The following is a 14,837-nucleotide window of genomic DNA, read 5'->3' on the forward strand; positions in this document are numbered from 1 at the left end:
GCCGGGTCATAAGCTGACGGGCATGCGCCTCGCACGATTCATCACGGGAGAGAACCCGCAGTACGGCATCCTGGACGAGGACAGCGACGAGCTGGTCGCCATCAAGGGCGACCCGATCTACGGCGGCCTGGAGACCACCGGGCAGCGCGTCCCGGTCGCAGACGTCCGCCTGCTCTCGCCTGTGATCCCGCGCTCGAAGGTCGTCGGCATCGGACGCAACTACGCCGAGCACGCCGCCGAGCTCGGCAACGAGGTGCCCGAGGAACCGCTCACCTTCCTCAAGCCGAACACGTCGGTGATCGGCCCGGACGATCCGATTGTGCTCCCGCCGTGGACACGCGACGTCCACCACGAGGCCGAACTCGCCGTCGTCATCTCGCGTCTGTGCAAGGACGTCCCGGTGGACAAGGTCGACCAGGTGATCTTCGGCTACACCGCCGCCAACGACCTCACCGCCCGGGACCGGCAGGAGACCGACGGGCAGTGGACCCGCGCCAAGGGGTTCGACACCTCCTGCCCGCTCGGCCCGTACCTCGCCCTGGACCTCGACGTCAGCGACCTCGCGGTGCGCTCACGGGTCGACGGCGAGCTGCGGCAGGACGGGCGGACGTCGCAGATGGTCCGCGGCGTGCCGGAGCTCATCGCCTACGTCTCATCGATGTTCACGTTGCTGCCGGGCGACGTCATCCTCACCGGCACGCCGGCGGGCGTCGGACCGGTCGAGGAGGGCCGTCGCGTGGAGGTCGAGGTCGAGGGCATCGGGAGCTTCTCCAACCCGGTGCTGCGTCGCGACTGACGCGACTGAGCCGTGCCGTGCCGGGTCGGAGGCGCTGCGTAGACTGACCGACGATCATGAGCGAGAACCCCACCGCCCCCGCGTCCGATGTCCGTGTGCGCTTCTGCCCGTCCCCGACCGGAACACCGCACGTCGGCTTGATCCGCACTGCGTTGTACAACTGGGCCTATGCCCGCCACACCGGCGGCCGGTTCGTCTTCCGGATCGAGGACACCGACGCCGCCCGGGACAGCGAGGAGAGCTACCGGCAGATCCTCGACGCCTTGGACTGGCTCGGTCTCGACTGGGACGAGGGCGTCGAGGTCGGCGGGCCGCACGAGCCGTACCGGCAGTCCGAGCGGATGGACGTCTACCGCGACGTCGCCGCGAAGCTGGTCGATGCTGGCTACGCCTACGAGTCCTTCTCCACCCCGGCCGAGGTCGAGGAGCGGCACCGGGTCGCAGGCCGCGACCCCAAGCTCGGCTACGACAACCACGACCGGGACCTGACCGAGGAGCAGAAGGCCGCTTTTCGCGCCGAGGGGCGTGAGCCTGTGCTGCGGGTGCGGATGCCGGCGGAGGACATCACCTTCACCGACCTCGTCCGAGGTGAGGTGAGGTTCCAGGCCGGCTCCATCCCCGACTTCGTCATCGTCCGTGGGAACGGCCAGCCGCTCTACACCCTGACCAATCCCGTCGACGACGCCCTCATGGGCATCACGCACGTCCTGCGCGGCGAAGACCTGCTCTCCTCCACGCCGCGCCAGGTGGCGCTCTACCGCGCGCTGCTCGATCTCGGTGTCGCGACGGTGATGCCGAGCTTCGCGCACCTGCCGACGGTGACCGGTGAGGGCAACAAGAAACTCTCCAAGCGGGCCCCCGAGTCCGACCTCTTCGTGCACCGCGAGCGCGGGTTCCTGCCCGAAGGGTTGCTCAACTACCTGGCACTGCTCGGGTGGGGCATCTCGGCCGACCACGACGTCTTCACCAAGGAGGAGATGGTCGCGGCCTTCGACGTCGCCGACGTCAATCCGAACCCCGCCCGCTTCGACCTCAAGAAGGCCGAGGCCATCAACGCCGCCCACGTGCGGCTGCTCGCGCCGGACGACTTCCGGGCGCGGCTGGTTCCCTACCTGCACGCCGCGAACCTCGTCTCGACGCGTTCGTTCGGGGACCTCGGCAAACCGGACCAGGAGATCCTCACCCGTGCCGCTCCGCTGGTGCAGGAGCGGATGACACTGCTCGGTGAGGCGCCGGGGATGCTCGGATTCCTGTTCGTCTCCGACGAGGACCTCTCGATCGAGGAGGACGCGCTCAAGGCGCTGCGCCCGGAGGCCGCCGAGGTACTCGACGCCGCCCTCGCGGTGCTCGAGCCGATGGATTCCCTGAGCACTGCGGCCGTCGAGTCGGCGCTGCGCGGCGCGATCGTCGACGGTATGGGCATCAAGCCCCGACACGCGTTCACCCCGTTGCGGGTGGCCGTGACGGGGCGGCGGGTCTCGCCTCCGCTGTTCGAGTCCATGGAGATCCTCGGAGCCGAGTCGACCATCGCACGGCTGCGGGCGCTGCGGGCCCGCCTGGCCGAGCAGGCCTGACGCCGTCGCCCGCCGGCCCTGGTGAGGCCGGGGTGGCGGCACCCGTGAGAACGGTCACGAGCGCCCTGATCGGTTTGGAACGGGCCCGACTCTCGGGTAATGTCTTCCGTCGGTACGGCCCCGGAAATCCGCGCGCGGAAGCACGGCGGTCTACCCCCATGGGGTATGGTGTAATCGGCAGCACGACTGATTCTGGTTCAGTTAGTCTAGGTTCGAGTCCTGGTACCCCAGCGGTTTGAGCGGGCCCGATCGTTCGGGTAAGCTCGACCAGGCAAATTTGCTGCCGAGGCCCCGTCGTCTAGCGGCCTAGGACACCGCCCTCTCAAGGCGGCGGCGCCGGTTCGAATCCGGTCGGGGCTACCAGTAGCGCCCCTCACCCGATGTGGTGAGGGGCGCTTGGTGTTTCCGGCGCGCGTGTCGGTGAGCCTCAGTCCTCGTCCGAGCGCTTGAGGAACTCCGTGAGCCGGTTCGCGGCTGCGACGACGGCGGCCCCGTGCAGTCGTCCGGGCTGGCGTCCCATGCGTTCGATCGGACCGGAGACGGACACCGCCGCGAGCACGCGGCCGGAGGGGCCACGGACCGGGGCGGAGATCGAGGCGACGCCCGGTTCCCGCTCGCCGATGGACTGTGCCCAGCCGCGACGGCGCACCGCGGAGAGCATCGTGGCGGTGAAGCTCGCCCCGTGCAGGCCCCGGTGCAGGCGGTCCGGCTCTTCCCAGGCGAGGAGGATCTGCGCGGCGGAGCCGGCCGACATGGTCAGCGTGGACCCGACGGGGATGGAGTCGCGCAGTCCGACCTGTCGCTCCGCCGCCGCGACGCAGATGCGCTGGTCGCCCTGCCGGCGATACAGCTGCGCGCTCTCGTTCGTGTGGTCGCGCAGGGCCGTCAGGACCGGTCCCGCGGCACTGAGCAGCCGGTCCTCGCCGGCCGCCGAGGCGAGCTCGGCGAGCCGCGGGCCGAGGATGAACCGCCCCTGCATGTCCCGGGCCACCAGGCGGTGGTGCTCGAGTGCGACCGCCAGGCGGTGCGCCGTCGGCCGCGCCAGGTGCGTGGCGCTGACGAGCTGGGCAAGTGTGGCCGGCCCTGCCTCCAGGGCCCCGAGAACCGTCGCCGCCTTGTCAAGGACGCCGACTCCGCTAGAGTTGTCCATGGACCGATATTCTGCATCTCAGAACCTGAGATTGCAAACGGAGGACGAGCATCGGCCGACGGCGTGGACCCGCCGGAGGCGTGGTGCTCGCGGACCAAGGGGAAGAGGGTACGTCGGATGAGCGGAACGCTGGCTGAGAAGGTGTGGGACGCGCACGTCGTCCAGAAAGGCAGCGGCGGCGCACCGGACCTGCTCTACATCGACCTGCACCTCGTCCACGAAGTGACCAGCCCCCAGGCGTTCGAGGGGCTGCGGCTCGCGGGCCGTGGCGTGCGGCGACCGGACCTGACCATCGCCACCGAGGACCACAACACGCCGACGCTGGACATCGACCGGCCCATCGCGGACCCGACGTCCCGGACCCAGATCCAGACGCTGCGCGCCAACGCCGAGGAGTTCGGCATCCGGCTGCACTCCCTCGGCGATGCCGACCAGGGGATCGTGCACGTCGTCGGACCGCAGCTTGGGCTGACCATGCCGGGCCTGACGGTGGTCTGCGGGGACTCCCACACCTCCACCCACGGCGCGTTCGGGGCGCTCGCCTTCGGGATCGGGACCTCCGAGGTCGAGCACGTCCTCGCCACCCAGACGTTGCCGCTGACCCCGTTCAAGACGATGGCGATCAACGTCGAGGGCACGCTGAAGGAGGGCACCACCGCCAAGGACATCATCCTCGCGGTCATCGCCAAGATCGGCACCGGCGGTGGGCAGGGCTACGTCCTGGAGTACCGTGGCGAGGCCATCCGGAACCTCTCCATGGAGGCACGGATGACCATCTGCAACATGTCCATCGAGGCCGGCGCACGCGCCGGCATGATCGCCCCGGACGAGACGACCTTCGAGTACATCAAGGGCCGGCCCCACGCGCCCGAGGGCGAGGACTGGGACGCCGCCGTCGAATACTGGAGGTCGCTGCGTAGCGACGATGACGCCGTCTTCGACGCCGAGGTGACCCTCGATGCGAACGACCTCGAGCCCTTCGTGACCTGGGGGACGAACCCCGGACAGGGCCTGCCGCTGTCCGGCCGGGTCCCGGACCCCGTCGACATCGCCGACGAGAGCGCCCGCCGCGCCGCCGAACGATCCCTGGAGTACATGGGGCTGGTGCCCGGGACGCCGTTGCGGGAGATCGCCGTCGACACCGTCTTCATCGGTTCGTGCACCAACGGCCGGATCGAGGACCTGCGCGCCGTCGCCGAGGTCGTCAAGGGGCGGCGGAAGGCCGAGAACGTCACGGTCCTCGTGGTGCCGGGCTCCGCCCGCGTCCGGCTCCAGGCCGAGGCCGAGGGGTTGGACAAGGTCTTCCTCGACTTCGGCGCCGAATGGCGCAACGCCGGGTGCTCGATGTGTCTCGGGATGAACCCGGATCAGCTGCGGCCCGGCGAGCGCGCGGCCTCGACGTCGAACCGCAACTTCGAAGGGCGCCAGGGCAAGGGTGGCCGCACGCACCTCGTCTCGCCGCTGGTCGCTGCCGCCACCGCCGTCCGGGGCACCCTGTCCGCACCGTCCGACCTCGCCCCGGCCGCCGAGCCGGCCCTGGTCTGAGGAGGAGCCGACCATGGAGAAGATCACCCAGCACACCGGCGTCGGCGTGCCCTTGCGCCGCAGCAACGTCGACACCGACCAGATCATCCCGGCCGTCTACCTCAAGCGGGTCACCCGCACCGGCTTCGAGGACGCGCTGTTCGCCGCCTGGCGTGGCGACGACGACTTCGTGCTCAACCAGCCCGCGTACGCCCAAGGCTCGGTCCTCGTGGCGGGATCGGACTTCGGCACCGGATCCTCGCGGGAGCACGCCGTCTGGGCGCTGAAGGACTACGGCTTCCGCGTCGTGCTCTCGCCGAAGTTCGCCGACATCTTCCGTGGCAACGCCGGCAAGCAGGGCCTCGTGGCCGGACAGATCAGCCAGGAGGACGCCGAGATGCTGTGGAAGGTCCTCGAGGCCGAGCCCGGCACCGAGGTGACCGTCGACCTGGAGCACCGCACCGTCGTCGCCGGTGACGTGAACTGCACCTTCGAGATCGACGACTACACCCGCTGGCGCCTCATGGAGGGCCTGGACGACATCGGCCTGACGCTGCAGCACGAGGAGCGCATCGCCGCCTACGAGTCCTCCCGCAGCGGGTGGCGGCCGACCACGCTGCCCGCCAAGCACCTGCCGCCGGTCAACGTCATGGCGGCCCGGCCGATCGATTCGGGAGGCGAAGGCGTGCCCGCACACGCCGAGGCTCCGCTGAGCTGAGTCCCGCGGCGGGTTCCGTATCCTGAGCCCACCAAGGCCACGTGGGCACCTTGTCCGCGCGAGCCAGAACCGGCGAGCCGGCGAGGTGGATATGAACGGGCTCATGCGCGTCGAGGGCGGGAACCCGCTGACCGGCGAGATCACCGTGCGTGGGGCGAAGAACTTCGTCTCCAAGGCGATGGTGGCCGCGCTGCTCGGTGAGACGCCGTCCAGGCTGGCCAACGTCCCGGTCATCAAGGATGTCGACGTCGTCGCGGATCTGCTGCGGCTCCACGGCGTCACGGTCGACCACGACGCCGATGCGGGCGTGGTGCACCTCGATCCCAGCGACGTCGAGTCGGCGCACGTCGCGGACATCGACGCCTACGCCGGCTCCTCACGCATCCCGATCCTGTTCTGCGGGCCGTTGCTGCACCGGCTCGGCGAGGCGTTCATCCCCGATCTGGGCGGCTGCCGGATCGGTGACCGGCCGATCGACTTCCACCTGGACATCCTGCGCTCCTTCGGCGCCGTGGTCGACAAGGGTGTCCAGGGCATCCAGATCTCCGCGCCGCGGGGCCTCGTCGGGACGCTCATCGAGCTGCCGTACCCCTCCGTGGGGGCCACCGAGCAGACGCTGCTGACGGCCGTACGGGCCCGGGGCCTGACCGAGCTGCGCGGAGCGGCCACCGAGCCGGAGATCATGGACCTGGTCGCCGTGCTGCAGAAGATGGGCGCGATCATCTCCGTCGACACCGACCGCACGATCCGGGTGGAAGGTGTCGATCGGCTCGACGGCTTCCGCCACACGGCCCTCGCGGACCGGATCGAGGCCGGGTCGTGGGCGTGCGCCGCCCTGGCGACCCGGGGCGACGTGTTCGTGCGGGGGGCCAGCCAGCTCGACATGATGACCTTCCTCAACACCTACCGGAAGGTCGGCGGTGAGTTCGACGTCCGGGACGAAGGCATCCGGTTCTGGCACGCCGGCGGTGACCTCGACCCGATCGTCCTCGAGACGGACGTCCACCCGGGCTTCATGACCGACTGGCAGCAGCCGCTGGTCGTCGCGCTCACCCAGGCCACCGGGTTGTCGATCGTGCACGAGACCGTCTACGAGAACCGGTTCGGATTCACCGACGCGCTGCGGGGCATGGGCGCCACCATCCAGATCTACCGCGAGTGTCTCGGTGGGCTCTCCTGCCGATTCGGTCGCCGCAACTTCTTCCACTCCGCCGTCGTCTCCGGCCCCACCCCGCTGCGTGCTGCGCAGATCGAAGTGCCGGACCTGCGCGGCGGGTTCTCCCACCTCATCGCGGCGCTGGCCGCCGAGGGCACCTCCGAGGTGCGCGGCATCAGCATCATCAACCGCGGCTACGAGAACTTCCTCGGCAAGCTCGAGGCGCTCTCGGCCAAGGCGTCCGTGGGGGCCGGCGTCTGACGCGCTCCGGGCGGCTTCGCGCGTGCGCGGTCTCGGCCGACGCGCCGATCCGTAGCACCGCAGGCGCCGGCGCGCCACACTGGTGCCATGAACGTCGCAGCCCTCCTCGTCGAGGCCTACTCGCGCGTACCGGACTCCGCCGCCCGTGTCCTGGACGGTCTCGACCTCGACGCGCTGACCTACCGGCCCGATCCGCAGGCGAACTCGATCTCCTGGCTGATCTGGCACCTGGCGCGGGGGCAGGACGCCCAGGTCGCCGACGTGGCCGGCACCGAGCAGGCCTGGACCGCCGACGGGTGGGCGGAGCGCATGGCTCTGCCCTTCGATGACTGGGACACCGGGTACGGGCACACCAGTGACCAGGTCGCCCAGGTCCGGATGGGTGCCGAGGACCTGCTCGGTTATCTGGAGGACGTCCACCGCCGGACCGTGCAGTACCTGACCACCCTCACCGAGGCGGACCTGGACGAGGTCATCGACGAGTCGTGGGACCCGCCCGTGACGCGCGGCGTGCGGCTCGTCTCCGTCGTCGACGACGACGTCGCGCACCTCGGTCAGGCCGCCTACCTGCGTGGCCTGATCGAACGCATGTGAGTTCCGCCGAGAACGGGCGTCCCCAGTCGCGTGCCGACCGTCCGGTCACGCGCCGGACCTCGCCGAGCAGACTCGGCGACGGCGCCCTGGCCGCCGCCCTCGCCCTCGTACTGCTGCCGAGCTCCCTGCAGACGGCGCCCGGGACCAACGGGGCGTGGTGGCCAGTCACGGTGGCCGCGTTCGCCGTCGTCCATCTCAGCGTGCTCGCCCGGCGCCGCGTGCTCGGGCTGGCTGCCTGCGCCGCGGCGATGCTGGTCCTGGTGGCCGTGCCCGAGCTCGGCCCGGTGACCTCCGAGACGGGCTCCTTCGGTCCGTTCCCGGCGATCCTCATGCCGACCTGCCTGGTGTTCCTCGTCCTGGAGTACTCCGCCGCGACGCACCTCGCGCGCCCGTGGCCGGCAGTGGCCCTCACCGTGGGCCTGGTCGGAGCCCTGCTGACCGCCGTGCGGCTGTGGACCTCGCCGCTGTGGCCCGCCCCCGGCCTCGGTGACGTCGACGTGACCACGTGGGTCGCGCGCATCGCCGTGCTCGCCGTCCTGGTGGCGCTCGTGCTCGCCGCCTGGGCGCTCGGCCGCTACCGCAGCGTGCACGTGGCCTACCTCGCCGAGCTCGAGGATCGCGCGCTGCGGGCGGAGGCGGACCGGGAACGGCACGCCGCCCGCGTCGCCGCCGAGGAACGCACCCGGATCGCCCGCGAGATGCACGACGTCGTCGCTCATGCGCTGGCCGTCATCGTGCGCCAGGCCGAGGGCGGTCGCCTGGCGGGGGAGCGAGACACCGCCGTCGCGCTGACCACCCTGGAGACGGTCGCCGAGACCGGCCGCTCGGCGCTGGACGACACCCGCTCCGTGCTCGGCCGGCTCCGTGGCGACGGCACCGGCTCCCTGTCCGGGCGCCGGGCCGAGGACGTGCCCGCGCTGGTCGAGGGCGTTCGCGAGGCCGGACTGCCGGTCACACTCGAGGTCAGCGGCGGTGGTCCGGACGGCCTGACCCGGACGGCCTCGCACGCCGTCTACCGGGTCATTCAGGAATCCCTGACGAACGTCGTCAAGCACGCCGGGACCGGCGCCCACGCGCAGGTGAGCGTGCACTACGCCGACTCAGGCGTCGAAGTGAGCGTGCGCGACCACGGCGGCGTCGCCCAGACCGGGCAGATGCGGACGCCGGGGGAGGGGCACGGACTGCTGGGTATGCGCGAACGCGTCACGCTCGAAGGCGGGACGCTGCGCACCGGACCCGATCCGGACACGGGCGGCTACGTGGTCCGCGCCTCGATACCCTCTCGGGCGGAGGGAGGCGGATGAACGGGCACCACAGCCAGATCAAGGTCGCGCTCGTCGACGACCAGGAACTCGTGCGCACCGGCCTGGCGATGGTCGTCGATTCCCAGGACGACATGCGCGTGGTCGGCCAGGCGGACGACGGCGCCGGAGCCATCGACCTGGTCGCCACCACGCCGTGCGACGTCGTCCTCATGGATGTGCGGATGCCCGGTGTCGACGGGGTCACCGCGACCCGACGGATTCTTGGGCGCCACCCGGACCGACCCCGCATCGTCGTCCTGACCACCTACGACCTCGACGACTACGCCTATGCCGCACTCAAGGCCGGTGCCGGCGGGTTCCTCCTCAAGGACGCCCCGGCCACCGAGGTCCTCGCCGCCGTCCGCGCGGTCCACGACGGGGACGCAGTTCTCGCGCCCTCGACCACCCGCCGTCTCGTCGAGCGGGTCGTGGCGGATCTGCCCGGCCCGGGAACCGGCCGGCGCGGGCCCGACCCGTTCGCCCGGCTGACCGAGCGAGAACGTGAGGTGCTGCTGGAGGTCGCCACGGGCGCGTCGAACGCCGAGATCGCCCAGCGCCTGTTCCTGTCGGAGGCGACCGTGAAGACCCACGTCGGGCGGTTGCTCACCAAACTCGGGCTGCGTGACCGGGTCCAGGCCGTGGTCCTCGCCTACGAGAGCGGGCTGGTGCGCCCGGGCGTCTGACGCGCAGACGCCGCCACCTGGGTCCGGCGCAGCACGTAGGCCAGCGTGGCGGCGCCGAGCGCCACTCCCCAGACGGGCCAGAACATCTCCGGCAGCCAGCCGGCGATGTCCTCGACGCCGACGGGGAAGTAGTCCGCCAGTCGGCCCGTCACGGCGACCCGGACGAACATCAGACCCGCCGAGGTCACGGCGACGGCCACGACCGATGCCGGCACCACGGCGAGTGGGATCGGCACCGCCCGCCCGCCGAGGCCCGGCAGCCACGTGGGGAAGCGGGAGCCCCACGGACGGGTCAGCCCCCAGGTGAGGAGAGCGCCGACCACCCCGCCGGTCGCCAGCCCGGCACCGATGCCGGCGATCTCGCGGATGTCGGCGAATGACTCCTGCGACAGCCCGAGCGGGATCCCCAGGGCCCACGCGTAGCGGGTCACGGCGTAACCGAGCGGCACGGCGACAGCGATCCCGGTCGCCCATCGGCCCCATCGCGCCACCGCGGCCGGCGCCGTCCATGCCGGCCGGCCGTGGGTGCGGTACGTCACCACGAGCCCGGCGATGCCCATAGCGACGAACACCAGGCCGGCGGCGGTGAGGAGGAAGAGGTTGAGGCTCGGCCAGTCGAGCAACGTCGCGCCGGGCAGCCGGCCGGCGAGCGCCATGACCAGCACGATCGGGGCGTACCCGAGGACAGCGAGTACGCGGTAGTCCGGCATCCCCACCGCCAGCACCAGCCCGAGGACGACGGCGGCCCAGCCGACCGCTCGAGCCGCACCGTCCGCGCGGCGCTGGAGACGGAAGGACGCCACCGCCACCGCGAGCCCGACCACCGACAGGACGGTCAGCAGTGCGGCCCCGGCCGTCGGGCCGAGCAGTCCGGGAAGCGTGAGCTCGGCAGCCGGGTCCACTGCCGGATCGGCGGGGTTGGCACCGACACCGGCGAGCCAGCCCAGCGAGAGCGCGAGGTAGCCCACTGACCACAGCGCCCCCGCCGCGGCGGCCACCGCCGTCCACCGGCGCCGGCGCGTGGGTCGTTCGGCGGCTTGCGAGGTGACGGACATGTCCGGTTCCTTCCTTCGGCCCGGCCGGTCCCGGGCGGCAGCACCAGGTTCGTGCCCCGGCGAGACCTGCGGCGTCGCCCGCACGTCGCGACCAGCTACGCCGCAAGGATGATCCGGTCCGGACCGAAGGGATGCACCGGCCACGCTCGGCACACGGATGACATCTGTCATGGGCCGACCGTGGAACGCGCACCACGACCGGTGAGCAGGTGCACTGCCGTTTGCCGTTCCCGCGCCCCAGAATCGAGACATGACCACATCCGAGACCGTCATCACGCTCACCGGCCTGCGTCGCAGCTACGGGACGGGCCGCACCGCCTTCGAGGCCGTCCGCGGCGTCGATCTCGCCGTTGCTCGGGGCGAACTGTTCGCGCTCCTCGGCACGAACGGTGCCGGAAAGACCTCCTTGCTGGAGGTGGTCGAAGGGATCGCGCCGGCCACCGCCGGCACGGTCGAGGTCCTCGGTCACGACCCGTACCGGCAGCGGCACCAGGTCCGGCCCCGGATGGGCATCATGCTGCAGGAGGCCGGGTTTCCCGCCGATCTCACGACGGCGGAGACGGCACGGATGTGGCACGGCACGCTGGGGCGCCCCCGGCCGGTGGAGCAGTGCCTGGCCATGGTCGGCCTCAGTCACCGCGCCGGTGTGCGTGTCTCCTCCCTCTCCGGCGGCGAACGGCGCCGGCTCGACATTGCGCTGGCCGTCATGGGGCGTCCGGAGATCCTCTTCCTGGACGAGCCCACGACCGGGCTCGACCCCCAGTCGCGCCGCAACTCGTGGGAACTCGTGCGCAGCCTGCTGGCCGAGGGGACGACGGTCGTGCTCACCACCCACTACCTCGAGGAGGCCGAGGAACTGGCCGACCGCCTCGCGATCATGCACGCCGGCGAGATCGTCCGCAGTGGCACGGTCGCCGACGTCGTCGCCTCCGAGCCGGCGCGCATCCGCTACCGCACGGTAGACACCGCCCTGACCGACCCCGCGGAGCTGGCTGGTCTGCCGGCCGTCAGCGCGACGCCACGGACGGGCGCGAGCGGTGTCGAGATCGAGACCGGTGACCTGCAGGCCACGCTCACCGCGCTGCTGGTACGGGCCGAGCAGGCCGGTGCCGTCCTGGAACACCTCGAGGCCAGCCCCGCCTCGCTCGAACGCGCCTTCCTCACCATCGCCGAGGGGCGGGGCGCCGACGCCGTGCCCGCCGCGGCGTGAGCCGGCGGGACAGCAATGACCAGTCGGCACACGAATGACGAGTCGGCACATGAATGACGAATCGCGAACCTGGGCAGGAGAGACCATGACCGCCACCCCCACCACGTCGCCGAACGCCGGTACCGCCGCCGTACGCGCCGGCCGCACCCGCCGGCTCCTCGCGCTGGCCCGCGCGGAGGCGATCCTGCTGCTGCGCAACAAGACCGCCCTGTTCAATGCGGTCCTGCTCGCCCCGCTCCTCGTCGGCTTCTTCGTGACCGTCGGCGGTGACTTCCTCGGGCCCGACCCGGCCGCCATGGTGGCCTCGACGCTGACCATGCTGCTCTCGATCGCGCTGCTGATGGTCGTCTATTACAACCTCACGACCTCGGTCGTCGCCCGCCGGGAGGAGCTGGTCCTCAAGCGGCTACGCACCGGTGAGTCCACCGCCCCCGAGATCCTTCTCGCCTACGCCCTGCCGGGCTTTGCCATCACACTCGCGCAACTGGTGCTCGCCGGCGTCGCCGGGGCGCTGCTCGCCGAGGCGCCCCCGCTGGCCCGCCCGCACTGGCTCATCCTCGCCGTCCTCGGCGGGACGGCCGTCTTCGCGCTGCTCGCCGTCGCCTCCTCGGGCCTGACCCGTACCGCGGAGACCGCGCAACTGACCACGATGCCTCTGATCTTCGTGGCGCTGCTGCTGTCCGGCTTCTCCCTACCGCTGCACCTCATGCCCGACGTCGTCGGCCAGGTCGCCGCGTGGACCCCGCTGTACCCGGTGGTGACGCTCGCCCAGCACGGCTTCGGCACCGTCCTGCCGGACGGCACCGTCGCCTCCGGGGCGCTCAGGGACGTGGCGCAGCCGATCGCGTGCCTCATCGTCTGGGGCGCCCTCGGCGTCGCCGGCGTTCGCCGCTGGATGCGGTGGGAGCCCCGCCGCTGACCAGCCTGCGGCCGATGGCCGCCACCACCTGGAAGAGTAGGAGATCGTGAGCACGCTGCCCGGACGTTGGACCGAACCCGAGAAGTTCGAGGTCTACACCCGGTGGTCGGTCTACATCCTGTTCGTCTTCGTGCCCCTGGCCGCCGCCGCGATCGTCAGCAGCGTCAGCCAGGACCACCCGCGGCTCGCGCTGCTGTACGGCATCGGGAGCGTCATCGAGGCGGCGCTGGGCGCCCTCGTCTCCTCCCGGGCGTTCACTCAGGCGGTCGGCGGTCGCAGGATGCCACTCGCCTGGGTCATCGCCCTCGCCACGGTCGGGATGGCACAGACGGTTCTCGCCCTGCAGATCCCGCTGAGTCCGGACGGGCGGCCCGAACGCGTGTGGGCCGTGGTCCTCGCACTCGGTCTCATCCTCGCTGCCACCGCGCCGATGCTGAACACCCGGGCCATCGCCGTCGGGGTCCTGCTGGTCGCACTCGCGGCCGGTGCAGCGGCGGCCGCGGGACTCCCGCCGGAACGCGGGCCGGGCGAGGACTACCTCCACCCGCTTCCGGCGTTCATCTCCGCTGCAGCCATGACTGCGGGTATCGCCTTCTCCACCCGCGTGACGGCCTGGATGCTCAAAGTGGTGCGCGAACTCGACCGCAGCCGCGCCGTCCACGCCCGGCTCGCCGTCGCGGAGGAACGCCTCCGATTCTCCCGGGACTTGCACGACGTCGCGGGCCGGGCCTTGTCCGCCATCGCCGTGAAGAGCGAGCTCGCCACGGAGCTGTCCCGCCGCGGCCAGGACGGCGCGGCCGAGCAGATGGCAGAGATCCGGCACCTGGCCCAGGAGACGCTGCGCGAGGTCCGCGGCGTCGTCTCCGGCTACCGGGCGACCGACCTGGCCGCCGAGCTCGACGGTGCCCGTTCCGTGCTGCGCTCCGCCGGCGTCGAGACCCGGGTGACCGGTGTCGAGACGGAGTTGCCGGAGCCGGTCCAGGAGGCGCTGGGGTGGGTGGTGCGTGAAGGGGTCACCAACGTCATCCGGCACGCCCGCGCGCGGACGTGCACCATCGACCTCGAGGTCGACGCCGGCACCGCGCGCCTGACTATCGGCAACGACGGCGTCCGGGGGCGGCCCTCGACCGGCGGCTCGGGGCTGCTCGGGATCCGCGAACGCCTCGCCCCGCTCGGCGGCGAGCTGACCACGACGCACGAGGACGACAGCTTCGTGCTCGCCGCCGTCGTCCCCGTACCGGCCGCGGCCGCTCGCGGTTCTGCCACCATGGAGCGGCCATGATCGAGATCCTCCTCGCCGACGACGAGACGCTCATCCGCGACGCGCTCGCCGGGCTGCTCGGCCTCGAGGAGGACCTGCACGTGGTCGCCACAGCCGCCTCCGGTGCAGCGGCCGTTGCTGCGGCGCGGACGTACCGGCCGGACGTGGCCGTCCTCGACCTGCAGATGCCGGACGGCGACGGCGTCGCGGCCGCCACGCAGATCCACGACGAGGTTCCCACCTGCCGGACCATGATCGTCACCAGTCACGGCCGCCCCGGCTACCTCAAGCGCGCCTTGGCCGCCGGCGTCTCCGGCTTCCTGCCCAAAACGGTCTCCGCCCGCGCCCTGGCCGAGGCCGTCCGGCAGGTCCACGACGGCGGCCGCTATGTCGATCCGGAGCTGGCCGCGGACGCCATCAGCGCCGGCGAGTCACCGCTGACCCCGCGCGAGGCCGATGTCCTCGAGCTCGCGGCTACCGGAGCGCCCGCCGAGGAGATCGCCCAGCGCGCCCACCTCAGCCCCGGGACGGTGCGCAACTATCTCTCGGCCGCGGTGACCAAGCTCGGCGCGGCGAACCGGCACGAGGCGGTCCAGGTCGCCCGCCGGCACGGCTGGATCTGACCCGGCGGA

Annotated in this window: 14 protein-coding genes and 2 tRNA genes; 14 read left to right on the forward strand and 2 right to left on the reverse strand. The window is 71.7% G+C overall.

The genetic code is table 11. The features are described 5' to 3' along the window. Positions 1-22 precede the first annotated feature (22 nt). From ACFSE6_RS10170 to ACFSE6_RS10185, 4 genes are all read left to right on the forward strand, one after another. Positions 23-796, forward strand: a complete 774-nt coding sequence (locus ACFSE6_RS10170) for a fumarylacetoacetate hydrolase family protein (RefSeq protein WP_388006032.1) — start codon at positions 23-25, stop codon at positions 794-796. A gap of 56 nt (positions 797-852) precedes the next feature. Further along, positions 853-2,370: a glutamate--tRNA ligase gene (gene gltX / locus ACFSE6_RS10175; protein ID WP_388006035.1), complete on the forward strand. Its 1,518-nt coding sequence runs from the start codon at positions 853-855 to the stop codon at positions 2,368-2,370. A gap of 159 nt (positions 2,371-2,529) precedes the next feature. Then, positions 2,530-2,601, forward strand: a tRNA-Gln gene (locus ACFSE6_RS10180). Between the two features lie 56 nt (positions 2,602-2,657). After that, positions 2,658-2,733: transfer RNA gene (locus tag ACFSE6_RS10185), tRNA-Glu, on the forward strand. Between the two features lie 64 nt (positions 2,734-2,797). Here ACFSE6_RS10185 and ACFSE6_RS10190 read toward each other — a convergent pair. Further along, positions 2,798-3,520 carry an IclR family transcriptional regulator gene (locus ACFSE6_RS10190; protein WP_388006038.1) on the reverse strand — a complete coding sequence of 241 codons (723 nt, stop codon included), beginning with the start codon at positions 3,518-3,520 and terminating at the stop codon, positions 2,798-2,800. A gap of 117 nt (positions 3,521-3,637) precedes the next feature. On the opposite strand from ACFSE6_RS10190, the gene leuC reads away from it, so the two are divergent. The 6 genes from leuC (at position 3,638) to ACFSE6_RS10220 (ending at position 9,760) form a co-directional block, all read left to right on the forward strand. Next, positions 3,638-5,065, forward strand: a complete 1,428-nt coding sequence (leuC, locus tag ACFSE6_RS10195) for a 3-isopropylmalate dehydratase large subunit (RefSeq protein ID WP_388006041.1) — start codon at positions 3,638-3,640, stop codon at positions 5,063-5,065. A 13-nt stretch (positions 5,066-5,078) separates the two neighbouring features. Further along, positions 5,079-5,762: a 3-isopropylmalate dehydratase small subunit gene (gene leuD, locus ACFSE6_RS10200; RefSeq protein WP_388006044.1), complete on the forward strand. Its 684-nt coding sequence runs from the start codon at positions 5,079-5,081 to the stop codon at positions 5,760-5,762. A 91-nt stretch (positions 5,763-5,853) separates the two neighbouring features. After that, positions 5,854-7,179, forward strand: coding sequence for a UDP-N-acetylglucosamine 1-carboxyvinyltransferase (gene murA / locus ACFSE6_RS10205; protein ID WP_388006047.1), 1,326 nt, complete (start codon positions 5,854-5,856; stop codon positions 7,177-7,179). A gap of 87 nt (positions 7,180-7,266) precedes the next feature. Next, a complete protein-coding gene (locus ACFSE6_RS10210; RefSeq protein WP_388006050.1) occupies positions 7,267-7,773 on the forward strand; it encodes a mycothiol transferase in 507 nt (168 codons plus the stop codon). Next, positions 7,770-9,077 carry a sensor histidine kinase gene (locus tag ACFSE6_RS10215; RefSeq protein WP_388006053.1) on the forward strand — a complete coding sequence of 436 codons (1,308 nt, stop codon included), beginning with the start codon at positions 7,770-7,772 and terminating at the stop codon, positions 9,075-9,077. The genes ACFSE6_RS10210 and ACFSE6_RS10215 overlap by 4 nt, the downstream gene beginning before the upstream one ends. After that, positions 9,074-9,760: a response regulator transcription factor gene (locus ACFSE6_RS10220; RefSeq protein WP_388006056.1), complete on the forward strand. Its 687-nt coding sequence runs from the start codon at positions 9,074-9,076 to the stop codon at positions 9,758-9,760. Before ACFSE6_RS10215 ends, ACFSE6_RS10220 begins: the two co-directional genes overlap by 4 nt. Here the strand turns inward: ACFSE6_RS10220 and ACFSE6_RS10225 are convergent. Next, on the reverse strand, positions 9,727-10,815 hold the full coding sequence (locus ACFSE6_RS10225; protein ID WP_388006059.1) for a hypothetical protein: 1,089 nt from the start codon (positions 10,813-10,815) through the stop codon (positions 9,727-9,729). The two genes, ACFSE6_RS10220 and ACFSE6_RS10225, sit on opposite strands and share 34 nt — an antisense overlap. A 250-nt stretch (positions 10,816-11,065) precedes the next feature. On the opposite strand from ACFSE6_RS10225, the gene ACFSE6_RS10230 reads away from it, so the two are divergent. The 4 genes from ACFSE6_RS10230 (at position 11,066) to ACFSE6_RS10245 (ending at position 14,828) form a co-directional block, all read left to right on the forward strand. Further along, entirely contained in the window at positions 11,066-12,025 is a 960-nt protein-coding gene (locus ACFSE6_RS10230; RefSeq protein ID WP_388006062.1) for an ABC transporter ATP-binding protein, read from the forward strand. Between the two features lie 85 nt (positions 12,026-12,110). Beyond that, entirely contained in the window at positions 12,111-12,944 is an 834-nt protein-coding gene (locus ACFSE6_RS10235) for an ABC transporter permease (RefSeq protein ID WP_388006065.1), read from the forward strand. Between the two features lie 46 nt (positions 12,945-12,990). After that, a complete protein-coding gene (locus ACFSE6_RS10240; RefSeq protein WP_388006068.1) occupies positions 12,991-14,226 on the forward strand; it encodes a sensor histidine kinase in 1,236 nt (411 codons plus the stop codon). Continuing rightward, positions 14,223-14,828 (forward strand): response regulator, encoded by a 606-nt coding sequence (locus ACFSE6_RS10245; protein WP_388006071.1) that lies wholly within the window; start codon positions 14,223-14,225, stop codon positions 14,826-14,828. The genes ACFSE6_RS10240 and ACFSE6_RS10245 overlap by 4 nt, the downstream gene beginning before the upstream one ends. Positions 14,829-14,837: the final 9 nt, after the last annotated feature.

The organism is Georgenia deserti, assembly GCF_042680605.1.
GTDB lineage: Bacteria > Actinomycetota > Actinomycetes > Actinomycetales > Actinomycetaceae > Allobogoriella > Allobogoriella deserti.